Raw genomic sequence first — 20,347 nt, forward strand, 5'->3', positions numbered from 1 at the left:
ATGCCTGAAGGCCGCCACGTCGCCATCATCGGAGCCGGCGCCGTCGGCGTGATCAGCGCGATCGAGGCGCTGCGCGAGGGCCATCGCGTCACGCTGATCGATCCGGGCGAGCCCGGCGGCGAGCAGGCGGCGAGCTACGGCAATGCCGGCTGGCTGTCGTCGCACTCGGTGATTCCGCCGGCCGAGCCGGGCGTCTGGAAGAAGGTGCCGGGTTATCTCTTGGACCCGCTCGGTCCGCTCGCGATCCGCTGGTCTTACCTGCCGAAGGCGCTGCCCTGGCTGATCAAATATCTGCTCTCGGGCTGGACCGCGGCGCGGGTCGAGACCACGGCGTTCGCGCTGCGCGACCTCCTGAAGGACGCACCGCTGCTGCACAAGAAGCTCGCCGAGGAAGCCGGTGTCCCCGAGCTGATCGAGCGCAACGGCGTGATGCACGTGTTCACCTCGCGCGGCAATTTCGACAAGGATCTCGGCTGGCGCCTGCGCAAGAAGGTCGGAGTCGAATGGCTGGAGCTCAATGCCGACGAGATGCGCCAGCGCGAGCCGGACCTGCATCCGCGCTACACCTTTGGCGTGGTGGTGGAGGAGGCCGGCCGCTGCCGCGATCCCGGGGCTTATGTCGCCGCCCTCGCCAACCATGCGATCGCCGGTGGCGCGAAGCACGTGCGGGCCAAGGCGACCGGGCTGAAGCTAAACGGCAACAAGCTCGTGGCTGTTCTCACCGAGACCGGCGAGATTCCTTGCGATGCCGCGGTGGTCGCGGCTGGTGCCCGCTCGAGGCAGCTCACCGCGTCGGTCGGCGATTCCCTCCCGCTCGAGACTGAGCGCGGCTATCACGTCATGATTGAGAATCCGGAAGTAGGTCCGCGCAGCTCGATGATGGCATCCGACGCCAAGATGGTGGTGAACTGGACCAACAAGGGCCTGCGCGCCGCTGGCACGGTCGAGATCGCCGGCCTCGAGGCCGCACCGAACTGGAAGCGGGCCGAGATCTTGCGCAACCACCTTCTCGGGATGTTCCCCAAGTTGCCGAAGGACATCCCAGCTTCGCGCATCAAGACCTGGTTCGGCCATCGCCCCAGCATGCCGGACGGACGTCCCTGCATCGGCTATGCGCGCGCCTCCCGCGACATCGTCTATGCTTTCGGCCACGGGCATGTCGGCCTGGTCGGCTCGGCCCGCACCGGCCGGCTCGTCGCCCAGCTTGTCAGCGGCAAGACGCCGGAGATTCCGCTCGGCCCCTTCGCACCCGGACGTTTCCTCTGAGGTCCGCAGCATGACCAGTTCAGTCAATTCGTCCGCCCGCATCGCCCGCGGCGGCAAGGCCGTGTACGGCGCGCCGCTCGGAATCCTGATGCTGGAAGCACGCTTTCCCCGCATTCCCGGTGACATGGGCAACGGCACGACCTGGCCGTTTCCCTGGGCAAGCCCGAGGAGCCGTATGCCCTGCCGTGCCACGTCGCGCGGCGCGCGGACGTCGATCGCGCGGTCGCCACCGCGGTCCGGGAGTTCGGCCGGCTCGACATCATGGTCAACAACGCCGGCGTCGCCCGCAATCAGGACATTCTCGATATCACCGAGCAGGATTTCGACGAGATCATCGGCATCAATTTGAAAGGCGCGTTCTTCGGCGTGCAGGCCGCGGCGAAGCAGATGATTGCGCAAGGTGGCGGCGGGGTCATCATCAACATGTCCTCGGTGAATGCGCTGCTGGCGAACCCGACGCTTGCGACCTATGCCATCTCCAAGGGCGCCATGAAGCAGCTCACCTCCGTCGCGGCCGTCGCACTGGCCCCGCACAACATCCGCGTCATCGCGGTCGGGCCGGGCACGATCCTGACCGACATGGTGGCGTCGTCCATCTACACTTCCGAGGAGGCCCGCAAGACCGTGATGTCGCGTACGCCGGCGGGCCCGTGGCGGCGAGCCGAGCGAGGTGGCTTCCGCGGTGGCGTTCCTTGCCAGCGACGATGCGTCCTACATCACCGGACAGACGATCTATCCGGATGGCGGCCGGCTGGTTTTGAACTACACGGTGCCTGTGAAGGAGAAGTAGGGCTCACTGCCTCTCACTCCGCCGCGACCGTCATGCCGTGGCCGAGCCGCCTCGAGATGCCGCCGGCGCAATCGCGCAGCGCATTTGCGATCGGGCTGTCCCAGCGCGCGTCGAACGTTCCTTCCGGCCCCATCGCGGTGATGACCAGCGCGACGTGGCCGGAATGGTCGAACACCGGCGCCGAGAATGCGTTGACGCCGGGCAGGGGATCGCCGAGCGCGCGGGCGAGCCCGTGCGTGCGGACCTCAGCGAGCATCTCGGCAACCTTCGCGCCTTTCACGGCGCGCTTGGGATTGTAGCCGACGCCGTGACGGTCGAGACCGCTTTCGAGCGCGGCATTGATCGTCTTCTCCGGCAGGAACGCCGCGAAGGCGCGGCCGGTCGCAGTCTCCAGCAGCGCCATCACGGAGCCGACGCGCATCACGATGTGCACCGGCTGGGCCGGCTCCTCGAGCTGAACCACGGTCGGGCCGTGCGTGCCCCAGACCGCGAGCGAGACTGCGTGGCCGATCTGGCTCGCGAGGCCCGCGATCTTGGGACGTGCGATGCGGACGCCGGAGAGCCGGCGCAGGCTGATCAGGCCGAGCTCCAGCGCCAGCGCGCCGATCTCGTAGCGGCCGGTGGTCTCGTCCTGCTCGATCAGGCCGATACGCGAAAAACTGGCGAGATAGGGATGCGCCTTGGCCGGCGTCATGCCGGCCTCGCGCGCGAGATCGCGCAGCATCATCGGCTCGCCGCTTCTTGCGAGCGCGCGAAGCAATTCTCCGCCGACCTCGATCGACTGGATGCCGCGGCTCTCTCTGTTCATGTGCCTCCCGGCGTTTTCGCTCACGCCGCGTTGCGCTTGGCGGCGCTGTCGGCAAGATGACGGCCGGCAATGTAGCCGAAGGTCAGCGCCGGCCCAAGGGTGATGCCGGCCCCGGGATAATTGCCGCCCATGATGCTTGCCATGTCGTTGCCGGCGGCATAGAGGCCGGGAATGACGCGGCCTTCGGCATCCAACGCCCGCGCGTTCTCGTCGGTGACGATGCCGGCATAGGTGCCGAGATCGCCGATCACCATCTTGATGGCGTAGAACGGGCCGTTCTCGATCGGCGCGACGCAAGGGTTGGGCCCGTGCAGCGCGTCGCCCTGGTAACGGTTATAGGCTTTCGAGCCCTTGCCGAAGGCGGTGTCGTGTCCCAGCGGCGCCGTCGTATTGAACTGCCTGACGGTTTCGACGAACGCCTTCGCATCGATGCCGGCTTTCGCCGCGAGCGCCTCCAGCGTATCGGCGCGCATGAGGTAGCCGGTATTCAAATGATGACCCAGCGGCATCGGGAAAGGCGGCACGCAGCCGAGGCCATACTTCCGCAGCGTCTTGTGATCGCAGACCAGGAAGGCGGCGATCTCCTCGCCGGGTTTGGCCGCCTTGACCATGGCCTGGACGAAGTCGTGATAGGAATTGCCTTCATTGGCAAAACGCTTGCCGTCGCGCATCACCGCGATCACGCCGGGCTTGGCGCGGTCGATGAAATGCGGCATCACGCCCTTCGAGCCATCCTTGCGCGTAGTCAGCGAGACCGGCACCCAGGCTGCCGCGTTCGGCAGGCGATCCTCGATGCGCCCACCGGCGCTTTCCGCAAGGCGCAGGCCATCGCCGGTATTGCCCGCGGGCCCGGGCGAATAGTGCTCATTGCCGGTCGGCGCGTGCGGAAACATTTTTCTGCGGCGTGCCACGTCGTGCGGGAAACCGCCGCAGGCGAGCACGACGCCTTGCCTTGCACGAACGCGCACCTCGCGTCCCTCGCGCGAAACGATCGCGCCAGTCACGGCGCCGTTCTCGACCGTCAGCTCGCGCACCGGTGAGGACAGCCACACCGGAATCTTCAGATCGAGCGCGGATTTCGCGAGGCGGCCTGCGAGCGCATTGCCATTGGTCAGCGTCATGCCGCGGCCGTGGCGCAGCACGTCCATGAAATGCCGCGACAGCCGCTTGGCGACATAAACGGCCGAGGTCAGCGACTTCGTCACGCGCATGAAGTGGATGATCTCCTTGCCGGAGCCCAGCATCATGCCGAACACGGTGAGCTCGGGCAGCGGCGTGCCGAGGGTCTTGATGAGGTCGCCGAGCTCGCGGCCGTCGAATGGACGCGTCACCATGGAGCGGCCGCCCTGCGCGCCGCCGGGCGCTTCGGCGTGATAATCGGGAAACACCAGCGGCATATCGAAACGCAGCGCCGTCTTGGTGGTGAAGAACTCGACCGCCTCGGGGCCGGCCGATAAAAATGCATCGACGCGTGCCGCATCGTAATTGTTGCCGGCCTCGTGGCGTAAGTATGTGCGGGCCTGCTCCGGCGTCTCCTCGATGCCATAGGCCTTCGCCAGCGAGGTGCCGGGAATCCAGAGCCAGCCACCGGAACGCGCGGTGGTGCCGCCGAAGCGCGGCTCCTTCTCGACGATCAGCACATCGAGCCCACGATAGCGCGCGGTGATCGCGGCCGACATGCCGGAGCAACCCGATCCGGCCACGAGCACGTCGCACTCGTAAGTCTCAATGGCGCTATGCTCGTTGCCGGTCATCGCTCACCTCACTTCTTCAGGAGCGGACATTTGGATTCGGAGACCGGGCGGAAGGCGTCTTCGCCCTTCACGGTCTTGACGATGTCCAGATAATCCCACGGCTCCTTGGACTGCTCGGGCTTTTTTACCTTGGCGAGATACATGTCGCGGATGACGCGGCCGTCCTCGCGCAATTTGCCGCCGTGAACGAAGATATCCTCGATCGGCAGTTCGCGCATCTTGGCCATCACCTTGGCCGGATCATCGGTGCCTGCGGCCTTGATGCCTTTCAGGTAATGCAGCACCGAGCCGTAGACTCCGGTCTGGATCATGGTCGGCATCACTCACCTTGGTGCGCTCGTAGAACTTCTTCGACCAGGCGCGGGTGGCCTCGTCCATGTTCCAATACGATGCCGTTGTCATGTAGGTGCCCTGCGCGGCCTTCAGCCCGATCGCGTGCACGTCGGTGTCGAACATCAAGAGGCCGACGAGCTTCTGGCCGCCCTGGACCAGGCCGAACTCGCCGGACTGCTTGATGGCGTTGTCGGTGTCCTGGCCGGCATTGGCGAAAGCGACCACGTCGGATTTCGAGCTCTGCGCCTGCAGCGCGAAGGAGGAGAAGTCCGCCGTGTTGGTTGGGTGCTTGACGCCACCGAGCACTTTGCCGCCCATCTCGTTGATGAAGCGCGTGGCATCCTTCTCGAGCTGCTGGCCGAAGGCATAGTCTGCCGTGATGAAGTACCAGGACTTGCCGCCTTCCTTGATGACGGCCGAAGCCGTCACCTTCGACAGCGCATAGGTGTCGTAGGTGAAATGCACTGTGTTGGGACTGCACAGCTCGTCTGTCAGCGAGCTCGCGCCGGGACCGGAGAGCAGGGCGATCTTATTGCGCTCGCGCACCATGTTGTGCACGGCGATGGCGATGCCGGAATTGGGGATGTCGACGACGGCGTCGACCTTGCCGTTGTCGAACCAGCCGCGCACGATCTGGACGCCGACGTCGGTCTTCATCTGATGGTCGGCACTGATGATCTCGATCGGCTTGCCGAGCACGGTTGGCCCGAATTCCTCCACGGCCATCTTGGCCGCCTCGACCGAGCCCGGCCCGCTATTGTCGCGGCCCCAGCTCGACAGATCCGTCAGCACGCCGATCCGCACCGCGTCGTCGGAGACTTGCGCGATCGCAACATTGGTCATGGCAGTCGAAGTCATGGCCGCGAGCACAGCACAGGCCAAAAACCCTCTCATCGTCGTTTCCTCGCTCTTTCGGGCCGCTTGGCGCGGCTGGTCGTTCTGGTGGTTAATTAGATATAGGCGAATGAATTTGTCAATGACGAATAAAAAGTGGCAGTTCCGCACTGGCGAACGCCACGACGACGATCGTGAGGCAGGGGATGCACACTTGCCTCACCACCGTCATTGCGAGCGCAGCGAAGCATCCAGAGTCTTCCGTTGAGGGATTCTGGATTTGCTTCGTCGCAAGGGCTCCTTGCAATGACGGCTGGACGAGCAGTTGCTCCGAACGCTCTCGTGTCCCGGACGCGCCGCGGCGCTCTTGCGCTGCTGCGCAGAGCCCGGACCCATGCCGCGCGGGGCTGCTTGAGGAAGCGCAGGCCCCGGCTCTACAGCGCATCACCATAGTGCGTCGAAGACGCGCGTCATCGCGCCTTCAGTGCTGCGCAGCGTCTGGGCGAGCGCAGTCAAATGCGCGGGCAGGTTGCAACCCTACCTACGATTGGCCATTATGCCGTGTGGAACCTTTTGGGGCAGGCCATGACGACGGCAACGGGGGTCTCCGCGGCGGCGGAGAGATCGACGACGGCGCATGTGGTCTGGGCGAGCGCGCTCGGCACCGCCATCGAATGGTACGATTTCCTGATCTACGGCACGGCGGCCGCGCTGGTCTTCAACAAGCTCTTCTTCCCGAGCTTCAATCCCTTCGTCGGCACGCTGGCGGCGTTCTCGACCTACGCGGTCGGCTTCGTCGCGCGGCCGATCGGCGGCGCGATCATCGGGCATTACGGCGACCGGCTCGGCCGCAAGACCATGTTGGTTGCGACCATGATCGCGATGGGACTCGGCACCTTCCTGATCGGCTGCCTGCCGACCTACGGTCAGATCGGGGTCTGGGCGCCGATCCTGCTCGTGATCCTTCGTTTCGTTCAGGGCATCGGGCTCGGGGGCGAGTGGAGCGGCGCGGTCGTGATGGTGATCGAGCACGCCGGCAATCGCCGCGGCTTCTACGGCAGCCTGGTGCAGGTCGGCTTTCCCGTCGGCGTCGCTGCCTCCACCGGCATCTTCGCCTTGATGACGAAGCTGCCCGAGGCGGACTTCCTCGGCTGGGGCTGGCGCGTGCCGTTCCTGATCAGCATTTTGCTCGTCGGCGTCGGCTTCATCGTGCGGCTCAAGCTCGCGGAGACGCCTCACTTCAAGGAGATCGTCGAGCGCAAAGAGGTGCTGGCGCAACCGGCCCTCGAAGTGCTGCGCCGCGACTGGCGCAGCTTTCTGCTCGCCATCGGCATCACGGTGTCGGAGGTCGGGCTCGCTTATCTCCTCACCGTGTTCACGGTGGTCTACGCGACGACCAAGCTCGGTCTGCCACGGCAGGTGATCCTGGATGCCGTGGTCTATGCCGCGATCGTCGAGTTCGCGACCTTGCCGCTCGCGGGTTGGCTGTCCGACATCTTCGGACGCAAGGCGCTGTATCTCGCCGGCGGCGTCTTCTCGGTCGCGCTGGCCTTTCCGCTGTTCTGGTTCCTCGACAGCAAGGAGCCGGCGCTGATCACGCTCGCGCTCGTCGTCACGATGACTCTCACCCATGCGCTGCTGTTCGGGCCGAAGGCCGCGTTCATGCCGGAGCTGTTCCGCACCCAGGTGCGCTACAGCGGGGCCTCGCTCGGCGCCAACGTCGCGGCGGCGCTGAGCGGCGGCTTCTCGCCGCTGATCGCGGCTGCGCTGTTGGCGTGGGCCGGCTCGTACTGGGCGGTATCGGTCTACATCGTCGCGCTGTCGATCGTCACGATCATCGCGACGCTGATGGCGCCGGAGACGGCGCGGGATTCGCTAAGATCCTGAGCGCCCGGACGAGCAAGCGGGATTTGCAGCGTTCGGAAACACCAGGAAGGTGATGGTCGCCGGCGCAAACTTGACTGCTCCCGGCGGCGTTGCGCGTGCCTCGAGCCGGGGCAGCTGGCCATCCGTCGTCAGCGCGAGCCTCTTGCCGTTCAACTGCACAGCCGTGCCCTGCAACCGCGCCGCATGCAGCGTGTACCGTTCGGCGGAATCCGAAAGCGTCAGCGCGTGTGACATGCGACGCGAGGTGTTGATTGCGAGCAGCGACACCGCACCTGCCACGGCCGGGTGGCACTGCGCATAGAGATGGAGACCGCGCGGAGCAGCCTTTCCTGCGTCGAGCACAATCGTTCCCATCAGCCGGCGCCAGAGCAGCGCGGCCCAGTAGCTCGGCCGCGGCCGGAACGTCGTTTCGTCGAGCAGGCCGTAATCGCTGGCGGCCAGCGTGTTGTGCATCACCACCTGGACGCCGGCCCTCGCCAGGCGTCCGAGCTGGTCGACATAGCGGAAGGTGTCGAGAAAGGTCCGATCCCATCGGTTGCCGCCGCAGGCCGCATCGGCCGTCTCGGTCAGCCAGATCGGCTTGCCCGGCTCGAATGCGTCGCGCAGGGCCTGATAAGTGCCGAGCGTCGCATCCGTGCGCGCCAGCCAGTCCTCCGAGAGGGCCTGCGCCGGATCATCGTGCCCGCCGCAGCGCGGCGAGATCGTGTTGTAATGGTGATAGGAGAAACGATCGACGCCGGAACCGGATGCGGCAAGCAGGTCGTGTGTGGTGATGCCCGACCCGGATGGCGACGGTGCATCGCCGACCGAGCCGGGGCCGAGGATCAGCGTCTCAGGCGTGGCGCGCCGCATCCAGTCGCGGAAGATCTTGAAGTCGCGGCCATAGGCGGTCGCGTCATAGCCCGCCGGTGCGCCGCCCGTCGCTGCGAGCGTCGGCTCGTTCATGAATTCGGCCGCGGCGATGCGGCCACCCTGCGCGCGCGTGGTGTCGATCAGCTGCTGCGCCTGGTCCGGCTTCCATACGCCATTGGCATCGCGGCTGCCGGGACTGATCGCAAAGGACGTGACGATCTCCGCATCGACAGCGCGCGCGAACTCCACGACGCCGCGCCACTGCGCGCGGCTGAGCACCGAGCCATATCCCGGCGGCGGCTTTCCCGGCGCCTCGGCAAAGAACGTTGCATTGGCCCAAGTGCCGCTCACGCGCAGATAAGCCGGCGACAACGCCGCGGCGAGCAGGCGCAGTCGCGCATTGGCGAGATCGATCGGCGGTCGCCCGCTGTAATGATCCCGCCCATCGAAAGCACGTCCCATTGGCGGATAAGGCCGCCAGAACCGTCCGCCGGTCACCTCCACCATCTCGATGTTGTAGGATTGAAAGCGCTCGTCGATCGTTCCGATCGCATTCAGATTGGAGGGCGAGATGGCAACGCCGCCGGCGTGCGCCGCGCACATCGTTACGGTCGCGAGCAGCGCGATCGTCGTCATGCGCCGGTCCAGATGCATGAGAGGCAACCCTGGCCTTTATCCAGATCGACAATTTACCTGTATTTTACTTATCTGAATTTTACCGCATCATCGACGCCGAGTGCCCGCGGCCGGCGCCTCGGGAGCCGGCCGCCGCGGCGGAAAGGGATGGCCCCCGGCGCCATTGACCAGGGTGGGCACAAAAAAATCTTCCGGCCCCCTCTTGAAACCGATGTCCGGTTTTCTAAGTCGTTTTTCGCCGCGAGAGCGGTGTGCCGGATGCCAAAATCGGGTCCGGCACGGGCGCCGGGCTGGTCTTTTCGGACCCGTCTGAATCCCCGCCTTGCGCTCCTTCGTATCCATCTTGCTCTTTGGAGGACTTGGTTATGAGGACCAGTTTCGACTTCGCGCCCCTGTGGCGCTCCACCATCGGCTTCGATCACCTGGCCGACCTCGTCGACAGCACGCTGCGCCAGGCGACCGAGGACAACTATCCCCCCTACAACATCGAGCGCTCCGGCGAAGACCACTACCGGATCAGCCTTGCGGTGGCAGGTTTCGGCGCCAGCGATATCACCGTGACGGCCGAGCAGAACGCGCTCACCATCGAGGGCAAGAAGCCCGAGACCGCTGCGCGCGAATACCTGTACCAGGGCATCGCCGCGCGTCCGTTCCGGCGTGTGTTCAATCTCGCCGATTACGTCCAGGTCAAGCAGGCCTCGTTCCAGGACGGGCTCCTGATCATCGACCTCGTCCGCGAGGTTCCGGAAGCGATGAAGCCGCGCCGGATTCCGATCGCGGGCGGCGCTCCTGCGGCATCGCAGATCGAGCAGAAGAAAGCAGCCTGAGCGCTCGATCGGTCCACGGCGGACGCGGCGCGCGGCTGCGCGGGCCGCGCTCCCGATGCATGAAGGAGAGAACCATGGCTTTTCGTGATCTCATTCCCTGGTCGAGAAACCAGGAGCTCGCGCCGGCGCGCGACAATTTCGATCCGTTCCTGACGCTTCACCGCGAGATGAACCGTCTGTTCGACGACGTCTTCCGTGGCTTCGGCGGGACCGGCCTGTCGCCGCTGATGGAAGGTCGCTTCGGCTGGCCGAAGCTCGAGCTCAGCGAGACCGACAAGACGATGACGATCTCGGCCGAGCTTCCCGGCCTGACTGAGAAGGACGTCCAGGTCGAGATCGCCAATGGCGTCCTGACAGTCCGCGGCGAGAGGAAGGCGGAGCGCAACGGCGAAGGCAGGTACTTCACCGAGCGCTATTACGGCGCCTTCGAGCGGCAGATCCCGCTGGAGGGCGTCGAGGAGGACAAGGCCGAGGCGTCGTTCAAGGACGGCGTCCTGACCGTGTCGCTGCCGAAATCGGAGAAGGCGCGCGAAGGCGTCAAGCGCATCGCGATCAATACGCATTAGTGTCAAGCGGGGCGGCGGCGATTGGCCCCGCCGTCCCGCAGTCAACAACCCCGTCCCCTATGGAAAGGAGTTTGAGGGAGGCACCGCCAATGACCAACGTGAATACCAATATCGGCACTCTCAATCCGCTGTTTCACCCTGCGGCCCATTACAGCTCGCCTGCCGAAGTCCTGAATGCCGAGGAGCTCTCCACGCCTGAGAAGCGCATCATCCTGTCGTCCTGGGCATCCGACATGTACGCGGTCGAATCCTGTCCGGCCTTGCGCGAGATTCCCGGCATGAGCCACACGGTCCGGCTCGCCGACATTCTGGCCGCCCTGCGCAAGCTCGACGGTGACGGTGACAACGACAACGACGACCCACCGCGCGGCGGCGGCGTGCCGATGCGGCTGCGGCGGCCATGGGCCGCCGCGGAGAGGCAGGCCGCATGATGTTTACGCCCGCCGTTCTCGGACTCGTGCTGCTCGGCCAATCCTCGGCAGCCTGGGTCGTTCCGCTTCTGGCTCTGCAGGGCTGGATCGTCGCGCCACGCGACGAAGGCTGAAGCCACCAAGGTCTCGAATATCCACACAATACCAAGCGGCAGGTGAAGATGATGAATGCTGTGCGTCTGCTTTTCCTGGCCTTGCTGGTGCTGACGCTCACAGCGTCGCAGCCTGCCGCCGGCCAGATTCCGGATCTGAAGACCGGCGGCTCGGTGCCGACCCTGGCTCCGCTGGTGCGTCAGGTCACGCCCGCCGTGGTCAACATTTCCGTGCACGGGCGCGTGCGCGAGGACAACCCGCTCTATCGCGATCCGCTCTTCCGCGAGTTCTTCGACGTTCCCCGGCAAATCGAGAAGGAGGTCAATGCGACCGGCTCCGGCGTGATCGTCGATGCCCAGCGCGGCTATGTGCTGACCAACAATCACGTGGTCGAAGGCACCTCCGCGGTTCAGATCACGACCAAGGACGGCCGGCAGTTTTCCGCCAAGGTCATCGGCCGTGATCCGCCCACGGATGTCGCGGTGCTCCAGGTCCAGAGTCCGGCCGGGCTCAAGGCGCTTCCCTTCGGGGATAGCGACGGGCTCGAGGTCGGTGATTTCGTCCTTGCGATCGGCAATCCCTTCGGCCTCGGCCAGACCGTGACATCGGGGCTCGTCAGCGCGCTGGGGCGCACCGGCCTCGGCAAGCAGGGCTATGAGGATTTCATCCAGACCGATGCAGCTATCAATCCCGGCAATTCCGGCGGAGCGCTGGTCAGCTTGCGCGGCGAACTCGTAGGCATCAACTCGGCGATCATCTCACCCGCGGGCGGCAATGTCGGCATCGGCTTTGCCATTCCGGTCAACATGGCGCGCAAGGTGATGGAGCAGATCATCGCCAAGGGGCGGGTCGAGCGCGGCCGCATCGGCGTTTCGCTGAAGGACCTGCATCCGTCACTCAACAAGGGACTGAATCAAGGCGCCGTCGTCGCCGAGATCGCCGCGGATTCGCCGGCAGAGAGGGCCGGCTTGCGCAAGGGAGATATCGTCACCGGCGCCGACGACCGCCCGATACGCACCGCCGCCCAGCTCCGCAACACGATCGGCCTTGCGCGCGTCGGCGAGGATGTGAAGCTCACTCTGCTGCGCGACGGTACGCCGCTCACCGCCACGGTGAGGGTGGCGCCAGCGGCCGAACCGAGCAGTGCGCTCGCGGGCCCCAACCGCCTCGTTCGCTGAACCGGATGCAGCGGCAATCCGCGAACGGAAGCGCGGTTTGCTTGTCCCCTGCAATGGTCGCAGACGTATGATCTCCCAGCTCAGGCCGCGCGGTGATCCAGCCCGTCTTGCAGGTCCCGGATAAGCCGCCGCTCGCGTTCGATGCGCTGGCGATAGAGCTCGCGCTCATGCTCGCTCTTCGCGCTGGCAAGAAGCAGCTCGTAATGGCCAATGACCTTCTCGCTGCCTCGAATGAGCAGGTCTCGCTGACTGTTCATTGCGCCATCCCCGTCGCATTGGCCGGCGCTCCCGGGGCGCGGAAGCTGACAGGAAAGATCGCTGCGGTCAGGGCATCGAGCGCCGATTGCTCTTCTGCGAGGCGCCTCTCGATGAAATGGCGCTCCAGCTCCGACAGCCTGGTCTTCAGCAGGCGCCGGTAGCGGTGGATGTTGTTGCGGTGCGCACGAATGCGGGCCAGATTCTCATCGAGCATCATCGTCTCTCCAGACGGTCGCGTTAAGTCCTTTGATTTCGAGGGTGAGAAACTTCTCGGCGAAAAAATATGCGGCGGGTGAACGGTGTCAAGATGCTCGAAGCCCGTGCCAGTCCTTGTTGCTGGCAGGCTGAAGATCGACTATCAGCCGGATCGGAGCGCTTGACGCTGCCCAAGGACAAGGAAGGAAGCACCTGACATGAGAAGGATCTCACCGACGCGACGCGACCTGATTGCAACCGCGGCGGCGGCCACCGCAGCTTCGCTGGCCGAGATCGCACCGGCCGCGGCGCAGGCCGGACCGAAGCCGATCTTCCCGGTGCCGATGGTCACGATCCCGATCGTCGGCGAGAGCCAGGTGTTTCAGGTCCGCCGCATCTACTGCATCGGGCGCAACTATGCGGCACATGCGATCGAGCGCGGCTCGGATCCGAACCGCGAGCCGCCGTTCTTCTTCCAGAAGCCGACGGACGCGATCCAGAACGTCGCGATCGGTGAGGTCGCCGAACATCCCTATCCGTCGCTGACCAAGAATTATCATCACGAGGTCGAGCTGGTCGCCGCGCTGAAGTCCGGCGGCACCAATATCCCGGTCGATAAGGCGCTCGACCACGTCTATGGTTATGCCCTGGGCCTCGACATGACCCGGCGCGATCTCCAGAACGGCATGGCCGCGGAGAAGAAGCCTTGGGAAATCGGCAAGAGCTTTGACCACGCCGCGGTGCTTGGTCCGATTCACCCGGCGAGCAAGACCGGTCATTTCGAGAAGGGCGCGATCTCGCTGGCCGTCAATGGTACGGTGCGGCAGAACTCGGATCTCAGCAAGATGATCTGGAGCGTGGCCGAGCAGATCGCGAAGCTGTCGGAAGCGTTCGAGCTGAAGGCCGGCGACATCATCTATTCCGGCACGCCCGAGAATGTCGGCCCCGTCGTGAAGGGCGACGTGCTGCTCTGCAAGCTCGAGGGCCTGCCCGACATGTCGATCAAGATCGTGTAGTTGCCATGCCGCCGCAACCACCAGTTGGCGGCGGAAGGCTCAGGAATCGCTGAGTTCCGCGGGTCGATTGCCTTTTGTTGGCCGGCAAGTGAACCTCGTGCGGCCATATTTGAGAACGAGTGAATTCCCGTGAGGGAGGCGCTCCGATGAACAAAGCTCTGATCACTGCTATCGCGATGCTGGCCTGCGTGCCCGCGAGCGCGGTTGCGCAGGAGCGTGCGGGCGATGCGGCGCTGGGCGCGGTATCGGGCGCGGTCGTGCTGGGCCCGGTCGGTGCGGTCGCCGGAGCCTTGATCGGCTACACGGCCGGACCTTCGATCGCCCGCTCCTGGGGCACGAGAGGTTCGCACTCGGCAAGGCACCGGCAGCCGCCGCGCCGCGCCGCCGCGACCGGGGGTCCGTCGCGCACGCGCGAGGCGATGGCAGCCAACGGCCAGATGCGCGCTGCCGGCAATCCGGCCCCGCCGGTTCAAGCCGCACCTGCCGTCCCGGCGCAGACCTCGACGCCGCCCGTTCAGGGATTCGATTGAGGCCGGCAGCTTCAAGCCCTCGCCTGTCTGGCGAGGCTTCGTCCCGATCTAGGACTGGCCGAGGATCTTCTTGGCGGCGCGAAGGTGCGGCTTGTCGATCATCTGGCCGTCGAGCCGCAGCGTGCCGGAATCGGGATTGCTCGCGAACGCCGCGATGACCTTCTCCGCCCATGTGCGTTCGGCGTCCGTCGGCTCGAAGGCCGCGTTGACGATGTCGACATGCTTAGGGTGAATCAGCGCCTTTGCCGAAAAACCATCGCGCCGCGCGGCGCGCGTTTCCTGCTCGAGGCCAGTGAGGTTGTCGATATCGGTGTAGACCGTGTCGATGGCCGCGACCTCGGCCGCGGCCGCGGCCATCAGGCAGAGATCGCGCGCGAGGCGATAGGGGCTGTGGAACACGCCGCCGCTCGCTTTCTCGGTGGCACCAAGCGAGGCGGAGAGATCCTCAGCGCCCCACATCAGCCCGGCAAGGCGAGGGGAGCAGCCCTTGTAGCTGCCGAGCCCGAAGATGGAACTGGCCGTTTCCGTCGCCACGCAAACGATGCGGGTCGCGCCGACCTCGATGCCGGCTGCCGCCTCGAGCGCTTCGAGCCAGGTCGCGACCTGCCGCACGTCGTCGCCGCCTTGCGATTTCGGCAGCACGATGCCATCGGGTCTGCCCGGCATCACCGCCGCGAGGTCGGCCAGCGTCATGCCGGTATCCAGCGCATTGACGCGGACGTAGAGCTGGTGTGGGCCGGGACGGCTCTTCAGCATCGCAACTGTCAACTCGCGCGCCTCCGCCTTTTTCTCTGTGACGACGGAGTCCTCGAGATCGATGATCAACGCGTCGGCCTTGCCTTCGCTCGCCTTCTCGAACTTGCGCGGGGAATCGCCCGGCACGAACAGCATCGAACGCATCAGACCGGCCTCTTGTGCATCATCGCCATGCGGCGGCATTTTCCGACGATCTCGTCGTTCTGGTTCAGGGCGTGGTGCTCGAACTCGACGATCCCGGCCGTGGGCCGCGATTTGGATTCTCGCACCGAGAGCACCTTCGTCGTCGCCCGCAAGGTGTCGCCATGGAAGACCGGCTTTGGAAAGGTGACGTCGGTCATGCCGAGATTGGCGACGGTGGTCCCGAGGGTCGTATCATAGACCGTCATGCCGATCATGATGCCGAGGGTGTAAAGGCTGTTGAAAATGCGCTGGCCGAACTCGGTCTTCTCGGCGAAATGGGCGTCGATGTGCAGCGGTTGCGGATTGAGCGTCAGCAGACTGAACATGGTGTTGTCCATCTCCGTAACGGTCCGGGTCAGCGGGTGCCTGAACTCCTGGCCTACGGAAAAGTCTTCGAAATAAAGTCCGGCCATCGCGGTTTCCTCCCTGCGAAATAACGGCGCGCTCGCACCGTCGCGCCGCATGACCCTATGCATGGTACACACAGTCTACGGATAAATTCACGTATCTGTGCCCAGTTTTTCGAGCTAAGAACGCGAGCAAAGGCGCGACCGAGGCACAGCAATCGGTCGTGGCCTTGGTGTGGGGAACGCGAAGGCAAGGGAGATGGCGGGGTCGCGGCTCCCAGGGAGGAGATCAAGAACATGGATTTCGCGCTCACCGATCAGCAGGAAGCCATTCGCGACGCGATCGCCAAGATCTGCGAGGGCTTTCCCGATGCCTACTGGCTGAAGAAGGATCACGACGGCGGCTTCCCGCACGACTTCCACAAGGCGCTGGCGGACGCCGGCTGGCTCGGCATCTGCGTGCCGGAGGAATACGGCGGCTCCGGGCTCGGCATCACGGAAGCCGCGATCATGATGCGTACCATCGCGGAGTCCGGCGCCGGCATGTCCGGTGCCTCGGCCGTGCATATCAACGTATTCGGGCTCAATCCGGTGGTCGTGTTCGGCACCGAGGAGCAGCGCAGGCGCATGCTGCCGCCGATGGTCGAAGGCCGCGAGAAGGCGTGCTTCGCCGTCACCGAGCCCAACACGGGACTCAACACCACGCAGCTCAAGACCCGCGCGGTCGCCAAGAACGACCGCTACATCGTCAACGGCCAGAAAGTGTGGATCTCGACCGCACAGGTCGCGCACAAGATACTGCTGCTGGCGCGCACCACCCCGCTGGAGGAGGTGCGCTCGCCCACCCACGGCCTCAGCCTGTTCTATACTGATTTCGACCGCAACAGGATCAAGGTCCACGAAATCGAGAAGATGGGCCGCAAGATCGTCGATTCCAACGAGCTGTTCTTCGAGGACTTTGAAATCCCGATGGAGGATCGGATCGGCGAGGAAGGCAAAGGCTTCCAGTACATTCTCGAAGGGATGAACCCCGAGCGCATCCTGATTGCGGCCGAAGCCGTGGGTCTCGGTAAGCTCGCGCTGTCGCGCGCGACGGAGTACGCCAAGACGCGCACCGTGTTCAACCGCCCGATCGGCAAGAACCAGGGTATCCAGCATCCGCTCGCGGTGAACTGGGTCGAGCTCGAAGCGGCCTGGCTGATGGTGATGTCGGCGGCGTGGCAATACGACAAGGGCATGCCGTGCGGCGCTGCGGCCAATGCCGCGAAATATCTGGCGGGCGAGGCGGGCTTCTCGGCCTGTGAGCAGGCGGTGATGACCCATGGCGGCTTCGGTTATGCCAAGGAATTCCATGTCGAACGCTATTTGCGCGAGGTGCTGATCCCGCGCATTGCGCCAGTCAGCCCGCAGCTCGCACTCAGCTTCATCGCGGAAAAGGTGCTGGGGCTCGCGAAGTCCTACTGAACGAGTCTCGCGGCGCAACAAACAGGCCGGCTTATTCGGCGGCGATGCGTTCCATCGCCATGGCACGAAGCCTGGCGCGTTGGATCTTGACGCCGTTGGCGCTGTCGGTGACGGGGAAGGCGTCCACGACATAGATCCGCGCCGGCACCTTGTAGCCGGCGAGCCGTTCGCGCAGATGAGCGGTCAGCGCCTCCTGTCGCGGTGGATCTCCAGCCGGGATCACGAAGGCGACGCAACGTGCCTGACCCCTGAGATCGACCGCGACGACCTGGGCGTCGGCGACGCCGGTGCAGGATTTGAGCTCGTCCTCGATTTCGCCGGGCGCGACCAGGAAGCCGCCGAGCCGCATCGCATCGCCGGCGCGCGTCTCGTAGACAAAGGAGCCGTCGCCGCGCAGCCGGCCGATGTCCCCGGTGCGGAAGAACCCGTCGGCGGTGATCGCTTCATGCGTTGCCGCGGGATTGTTGAAGTAGCCGAGGAAGCGTGACGGCGCGCTGATCTCGATCTCGCCGGACACGCCTTGGGGTGCAAGCTCGCCGGTCTCGACATCGCGTACGCGGACTTGCGCGTCAGGCGACATCGGCCAGCCGCCGCCCTCGATGCGGTCGGCGAAGGCATCACCGGTGCGGCCGATCGAGAACAGCGCCTGCACCTCGCTCGAGCCGTAGAGGCCGAACAGCTTCATGCCGCGCGCCTCTGCTTCGACTGCCAGCTCGCGCCAGCCGGGCTGGAACGCGGCGAAGCCAATGCCGAACGTGCCGCAGAACGGCAGCATCGCCAGCAGCGAATGACGCCGGTGATCGAGTTGGAGCGCGCGGGCGACGGAGGCGGCGTGCGTCGCCAACGTCCGCTGCGAATGCGCGACCAGCTTCGGGCCCTTGGTGGTGCCTGACGTCGTGTAGAGCAGCACGGGCAGGTCGGCGTCGTCCTGGGCCGGTGGATAGGATTTCTCAAACGCGTCGAACCGCACGCAGGGCCAGTGTGCCGGGATCGCATCCGCGCCAACCACCGCGAGCCTTTGCAGCGCCGGCACCTCGTCTTTGGTGATGCCTGCGAGGATGGCGGCAAAATCGATCGAGCGGAATGCGGCCTCGACCACCATGAGCTTCGCACCGGACACGCGAAGCAGATGCGCGACTTCCGCGCTGCGGTAGCGCGTGTTGACGGCGGCGACGACCGCGCCGAGCCGTGCGGCGGCGAACAGCAGTGCGAGCCATTCGACCCGGTTGACCAGCCAGACCGCGACGACGTCGCCCTTGCCGATGCCCTGCGCGGCGAGCCAGGCGGCGGTCTGCTCGACCTTTGCTGAGAATTCCACGCGGGAGAAGAGTGTGCCGTCGAATACGAAGGCAGGATCGGCGGCGGTCTCGATCCGGATCAGCGATTGCAGCGAAAAAGCGTCGGCGCTCATGCCGACTGGAGTAACGCGCCCGCGCAAACCTGTCTACTTGGTGCCGAACATCCGGTCGCCGGCATCGCCCAGACCCGGCACGATGTAGCCGTGGTCGTTGAGCCGCTCGTCGATTGCGGCGGTCCAGATCGGCACGTCGGGATGCTCGCTCTGGAACTGGGCGATGCCCTCGGGCGCGGCCAGAAGGCAGACGAAGCGGATGTCGCGGGCGCCGCGGGCCTTGAGCAGTGAGGCGCCGGCGCAGGCCGAATTGCCGGTCGCCAGCATCGGGTCCATCAGGATCACGGTGCGGTCGGACAGGTCCTGCGGCGCCTTGAAGTAATATTCCACGGCCTGCAACGTCTCGGGGTCGCGGTAGAGCCCGATATGGGCGATGCGCGCCGAAGGCATCAAGGCGAGCATGCCGTCGAGGAAGCCGACGCCGGCGCGCAGGATCGGCGCCAGCGTGAGCTTCTTGCCGGCGATCTTCGGCGCCTGCATTGGCGCGATCGGCGTCTCTATCTCGACCAGCTCCAGCGGCAGGTCACGCGTCACCTCGTAGCAGAGCAGCATCCCGATCTCGTTCAGGATCTCGCGAAAGCTCTTGGTCGAGCGATCCTTCTCCCGCATCAGGGAGAGCTTGTGCTGGACCAGGGGGTGGGCGACGACGTTGACGCTGCTTGTGCTCATGAAACCGATCTACACGGTTCCGTGAAATTGCGCCAGATCGGGCAGGCCTTTTCCGCGGGACAGCTTGCCTCAACCCGGCATTGCGACTGCGCTGCGCGCGCGGTTGCTCGCTTCAAAGGCAGCCATGGTCAGCTCGCGTGCCGTTGCCGCGCGCGGCGGCGCGACCCTAAACGCCCAGGCCGCGTGCTGCCAGCGCGATCACGAGCGTCAGCACGGCGCCCCAGATCATGCTCAGCGTCATCGTCAAGACGATAACGGTGACCACCCGCTCCAGATTTCGCGTGCCGGTCTGCACGCGTTTAACCGACATTGTCGCAGCCGATCGGCTCGTAGAGCGGATCGCGGGCCGGACGAACAGAGGGAACGCTCGGCCGGGCTGCCTCCGCGGTCAGCACCTGCACCTCGGCAAAGGCCGACATCAGAGAGAGCGCAAGGTCGGCATGGCGGCCCTCGACCGCGGAGTCCAGCCAGTCCGGCAGTTCGCGTTGGCGCGACAGGGCGCAATGCCACTCCCCATCGTCATAGGCGATACGGCGGACCTGCCAAAGCGGCAGCTCGAGCTCCATCAATGCGAGCGCGGCATCGGCCCAAGCCTCGACGTCGATCAGGCTCATGACGCGCGCGGTGCCTGCGCTTTGCCTGAGCCAGGGGAAGCGTCGGCACGCCCTATCGATGATCTCGATCATCAACGGCCGAGTCGCTGCGCTCGCGGCGCGAATGCGTTCACCCAGCAAGAGCAGATCACGGCGTTCGAGAGCGGCGGTCACTTGGGCCTCGTGGACATCTGCGTCGGTCAGTCGGCCGGCGTGTCCAAGATGGCTGGAACGGCATTTGAAAACGAGGTGAGAAAGGGGCGGAAGATATAAGGATTTCATAAAGGCGCGGATGCACTTGCCCGACCGACCACGGCAAGCCGGCTCGCCGGCCTTTATGAGATTCCTATAACTTCGCCGCGGCCTCCGTCTCGAAAACCTATGTCCGCGGTGGCACGTCAGCGTCGTGCCGCCGGTAGGCCGAGAATAATTGCCGGACATAGGGACAGACGAGGATCATCTCCATGATGGACATTCTGATGCTGGCGCTGGGCTTTGTCTTCTTCGCGCTCGCGGTCGGCTATACCTACGCCTGCGAACGGCTTTGAGGGAGCGGACCATGATCTTCGATTATGCGCTCGCCGGCGCCGTCTCGTTCGGCCTCCTGATGTATCTCACCTACGCGCTGCTGCGGCCCGAACGGTTCTGAGCGGGCGCCGCTCTAACGCGA

21 protein-coding genes and 3 pseudogenes are annotated in these 20,347 nt (G+C 65.3%); 12 read left to right on the plus strand and 12 right to left on the minus strand.

What is annotated here, in order from left to right:
* The 3 genes and pseudogenes from P6U27_RS08690 to P6U27_RS08700 all read left to right on the plus strand — a co-directional run.
* Positions 1–1,266 (plus strand): NAD(P)/FAD-dependent oxidoreductase, encoded by a 1,266-nt coding sequence (locus tag P6U27_RS08690; RefSeq protein WP_407193858.1) that lies wholly within the window; start codon positions 1–3, stop codon positions 1,264–1,266.
* Positions 1,267–1,276: 10 nt separating this feature from the next.
* A pseudogene (locus P6U27_RS08695) lies at positions 1,277–1,420 on the plus strand (aspartate/glutamate racemase family protein); the annotation flags it as partial.
* A gap of 38 nt (positions 1,421–1,458) precedes the next feature.
* Positions 1,459–2,056: pseudogene (locus P6U27_RS08700) on the plus strand (SDR family NAD(P)-dependent oxidoreductase); the annotation flags it as partial.
* Between the two features lie 13 nt (positions 2,057–2,069).
* Here P6U27_RS08700 and P6U27_RS08705 read toward each other — a convergent pair.
* The 3 genes and pseudogenes from P6U27_RS08705 to P6U27_RS08715 form a co-directional block, all read right to left on the minus strand.
* A complete protein-coding gene (locus tag P6U27_RS08705) occupies positions 2,070–2,864 on the minus strand; it encodes an IclR family transcriptional regulator (protein WP_407193859.1) in 795 nt (264 codons plus the stop codon).
* A 20-nt stretch (positions 2,865–2,884) separates the two neighbouring features.
* Positions 2,885–4,618, minus strand: coding sequence for an FAD-dependent oxidoreductase (locus tag P6U27_RS08710; RefSeq protein WP_407193860.1), 1,734 nt, complete (start codon positions 4,616–4,618; stop codon positions 2,885–2,887).
* An 8-nt stretch (positions 4,619–4,626) separates the two neighbouring features.
* Positions 4,627–5,845, minus strand: a pseudogene (locus P6U27_RS08715) (ABC transporter substrate-binding protein).
* A gap of 525 nt (positions 5,846–6,370) precedes the next feature.
* On the opposite strand from P6U27_RS08715, the gene P6U27_RS08720 reads away from it, so the two are divergent.
* A complete protein-coding gene (locus P6U27_RS08720; protein WP_407193861.1) occupies positions 6,371–7,672 on the plus strand; it encodes an MFS transporter in 1,302 nt (433 codons plus the stop codon).
* Here the strand turns inward: P6U27_RS08720 and P6U27_RS08725 are convergent.
* The gene (locus P6U27_RS08725; protein WP_407193862.1) at positions 7,661–9,160 is read right to left on the minus strand and encodes a hypothetical protein; all 1,500 of its coding nucleotides are present in this window, start codon (positions 9,158–9,160) and stop codon (positions 7,661–7,663) included. The two genes, P6U27_RS08720 and P6U27_RS08725, sit on opposite strands and share 12 nt — an antisense overlap.
* A 365-nt stretch (positions 9,161–9,525) precedes the next feature.
* Between P6U27_RS08725 and P6U27_RS08730 the strand changes: the two genes are divergently transcribed.
* From P6U27_RS08730 to P6U27_RS08745, 4 genes are all read left to right on the plus strand, one after another.
* Entirely contained in the window at positions 9,526–9,987 is a 462-nt protein-coding gene (locus P6U27_RS08730) for an Hsp20 family protein (RefSeq protein WP_122401819.1), read from the plus strand.
* 74 nt (positions 9,988–10,061) lie between these two features.
* Positions 10,062–10,553, plus strand: coding sequence for an Hsp20/alpha crystallin family protein (locus P6U27_RS08735; RefSeq protein ID WP_122401820.1), 492 nt, complete (start codon positions 10,062–10,064; stop codon positions 10,551–10,553).
* Positions 10,554–10,642: 89 nt separating this feature from the next.
* Positions 10,643–10,984 (plus strand): hypothetical protein, encoded by a 342-nt coding sequence (locus P6U27_RS08740; protein WP_407193863.1) that lies wholly within the window; start codon positions 10,643–10,645, stop codon positions 10,982–10,984.
* 161 nt (positions 10,985–11,145) lie between these two features.
* Positions 11,146–12,255: a trypsin-like peptidase domain-containing protein gene (locus P6U27_RS08745; protein ID WP_407193864.1), complete on the plus strand. Its 1,110-nt coding sequence runs from the start codon at positions 11,146–11,148 to the stop codon at positions 12,253–12,255.
* 80 nt (positions 12,256–12,335) lie between these two features.
* On the opposite strand, the gene P6U27_RS08750 is transcribed toward P6U27_RS08745, so the two are convergent.
* Together P6U27_RS08750 and P6U27_RS08755 are read right to left on the minus strand one after the other, a co-directional pair.
* Entirely contained in the window at positions 12,336–12,512 is a 177-nt protein-coding gene (locus P6U27_RS08750) for a hypothetical protein (RefSeq protein WP_164936970.1), read from the minus strand.
* Positions 12,509–12,730 (minus strand): hypothetical protein, encoded by a 222-nt coding sequence (locus P6U27_RS08755; RefSeq protein WP_376707291.1) that lies wholly within the window; start codon positions 12,728–12,730, stop codon positions 12,509–12,511. The genes P6U27_RS08750 and P6U27_RS08755 overlap by 4 nt, the downstream gene beginning before the upstream one ends.
* Positions 12,731–12,926: 196 nt before the next feature.
* On the opposite strand from P6U27_RS08755, the gene P6U27_RS08760 reads away from it, so the two are divergent.
* Together P6U27_RS08760 and P6U27_RS08765 are read left to right on the plus strand one after the other, a co-directional pair.
* Complete coding sequence (locus P6U27_RS08760) at positions 12,927–13,724, plus strand: fumarylacetoacetate hydrolase family protein (protein ID WP_122401822.1); 798 nt, start codon at positions 12,927–12,929, stop codon at positions 13,722–13,724.
* Positions 13,725–13,870: 146 nt separating this feature from the next.
* Positions 13,871–14,254 carry a hypothetical protein gene (locus tag P6U27_RS08765; protein WP_162500155.1) on the plus strand — a complete coding sequence of 128 codons (384 nt, stop codon included), beginning with the start codon at positions 13,871–13,873 and terminating at the stop codon, positions 14,252–14,254.
* A 48-nt stretch (positions 14,255–14,302) separates the two neighbouring features.
* On the opposite strand, the gene P6U27_RS08770 is transcribed toward P6U27_RS08765, so the two are convergent.
* Complete coding sequence (locus P6U27_RS08770; protein ID WP_164936971.1) at positions 14,303–15,154, minus strand: CoA ester lyase; 852 nt, start codon at positions 15,152–15,154, stop codon at positions 14,303–14,305.
* Positions 15,154–15,606: a MaoC family dehydratase gene (locus P6U27_RS08775; protein WP_122406490.1), complete on the minus strand. Its 453-nt coding sequence runs from the start codon at positions 15,604–15,606 to the stop codon at positions 15,154–15,156. The genes P6U27_RS08770 and P6U27_RS08775 overlap by 1 nt, the downstream gene beginning before the upstream one ends.
* 231 nt (positions 15,607–15,837) lie before the next feature.
* On the opposite strand from P6U27_RS08775, the gene P6U27_RS08780 reads away from it, so the two are divergent.
* Entirely contained in the window at positions 15,838–17,004 is a 1,167-nt protein-coding gene (locus P6U27_RS08780) for an acyl-CoA dehydrogenase family protein (protein WP_092297474.1), read from the plus strand.
* 31 nt (positions 17,005–17,035) lie between these two features.
* Here the strand turns inward: P6U27_RS08780 and P6U27_RS08785 are convergent, their stop codons facing one another.
* From P6U27_RS08785 to P6U27_RS08800, 4 genes are all read right to left on the minus strand, one after another.
* Complete coding sequence (locus P6U27_RS08785; RefSeq protein WP_407193865.1) at positions 17,036–18,415, minus strand: AMP-binding protein; 1,380 nt, start codon at positions 18,413–18,415, stop codon at positions 17,036–17,038.
* A gap of 33 nt (positions 18,416–18,448) precedes the next feature.
* Entirely contained in the window at positions 18,449–19,084 is a 636-nt protein-coding gene (gene upp, locus P6U27_RS08790) for a uracil phosphoribosyltransferase (RefSeq protein WP_122401826.1), read from the minus strand.
* A 166-nt stretch (positions 19,085–19,250) separates the two neighbouring features.
* The gene (locus tag P6U27_RS08795) at positions 19,251–19,394 is read right to left on the minus strand and encodes a hypothetical protein (RefSeq protein ID WP_407193866.1); all 144 of its coding nucleotides are present in this window, start codon (positions 19,392–19,394) and stop codon (positions 19,251–19,253) included.
* A complete protein-coding gene (locus P6U27_RS08800) occupies positions 19,384–19,851 on the minus strand; it encodes a hypothetical protein (protein WP_407193867.1) in 468 nt (155 codons plus the stop codon). The genes P6U27_RS08795 and P6U27_RS08800 overlap by 11 nt, the downstream gene beginning before the upstream one ends.
* Positions 19,852–20,236: 385 nt before the next feature.
* On the opposite strand from P6U27_RS08800, the gene P6U27_RS08805 reads away from it, so the two are divergent.
* Entirely contained in the window at positions 20,237–20,326 is a 90-nt protein-coding gene (locus tag P6U27_RS08805; protein ID WP_091879689.1) for a K(+)-transporting ATPase subunit F, read from the plus strand.
* The last annotated feature ends 21 nt before the right edge of the window (positions 20,327–20,347 follow it).

The sequence above is a fragment of the Bradyrhizobium sp. STM 3566 genome (genome assembly GCF_045571445.1).
Classification (GTDB): domain Bacteria; phylum Pseudomonadota; class Alphaproteobacteria; order Rhizobiales; family Xanthobacteraceae; genus Bradyrhizobium; species Bradyrhizobium vignae.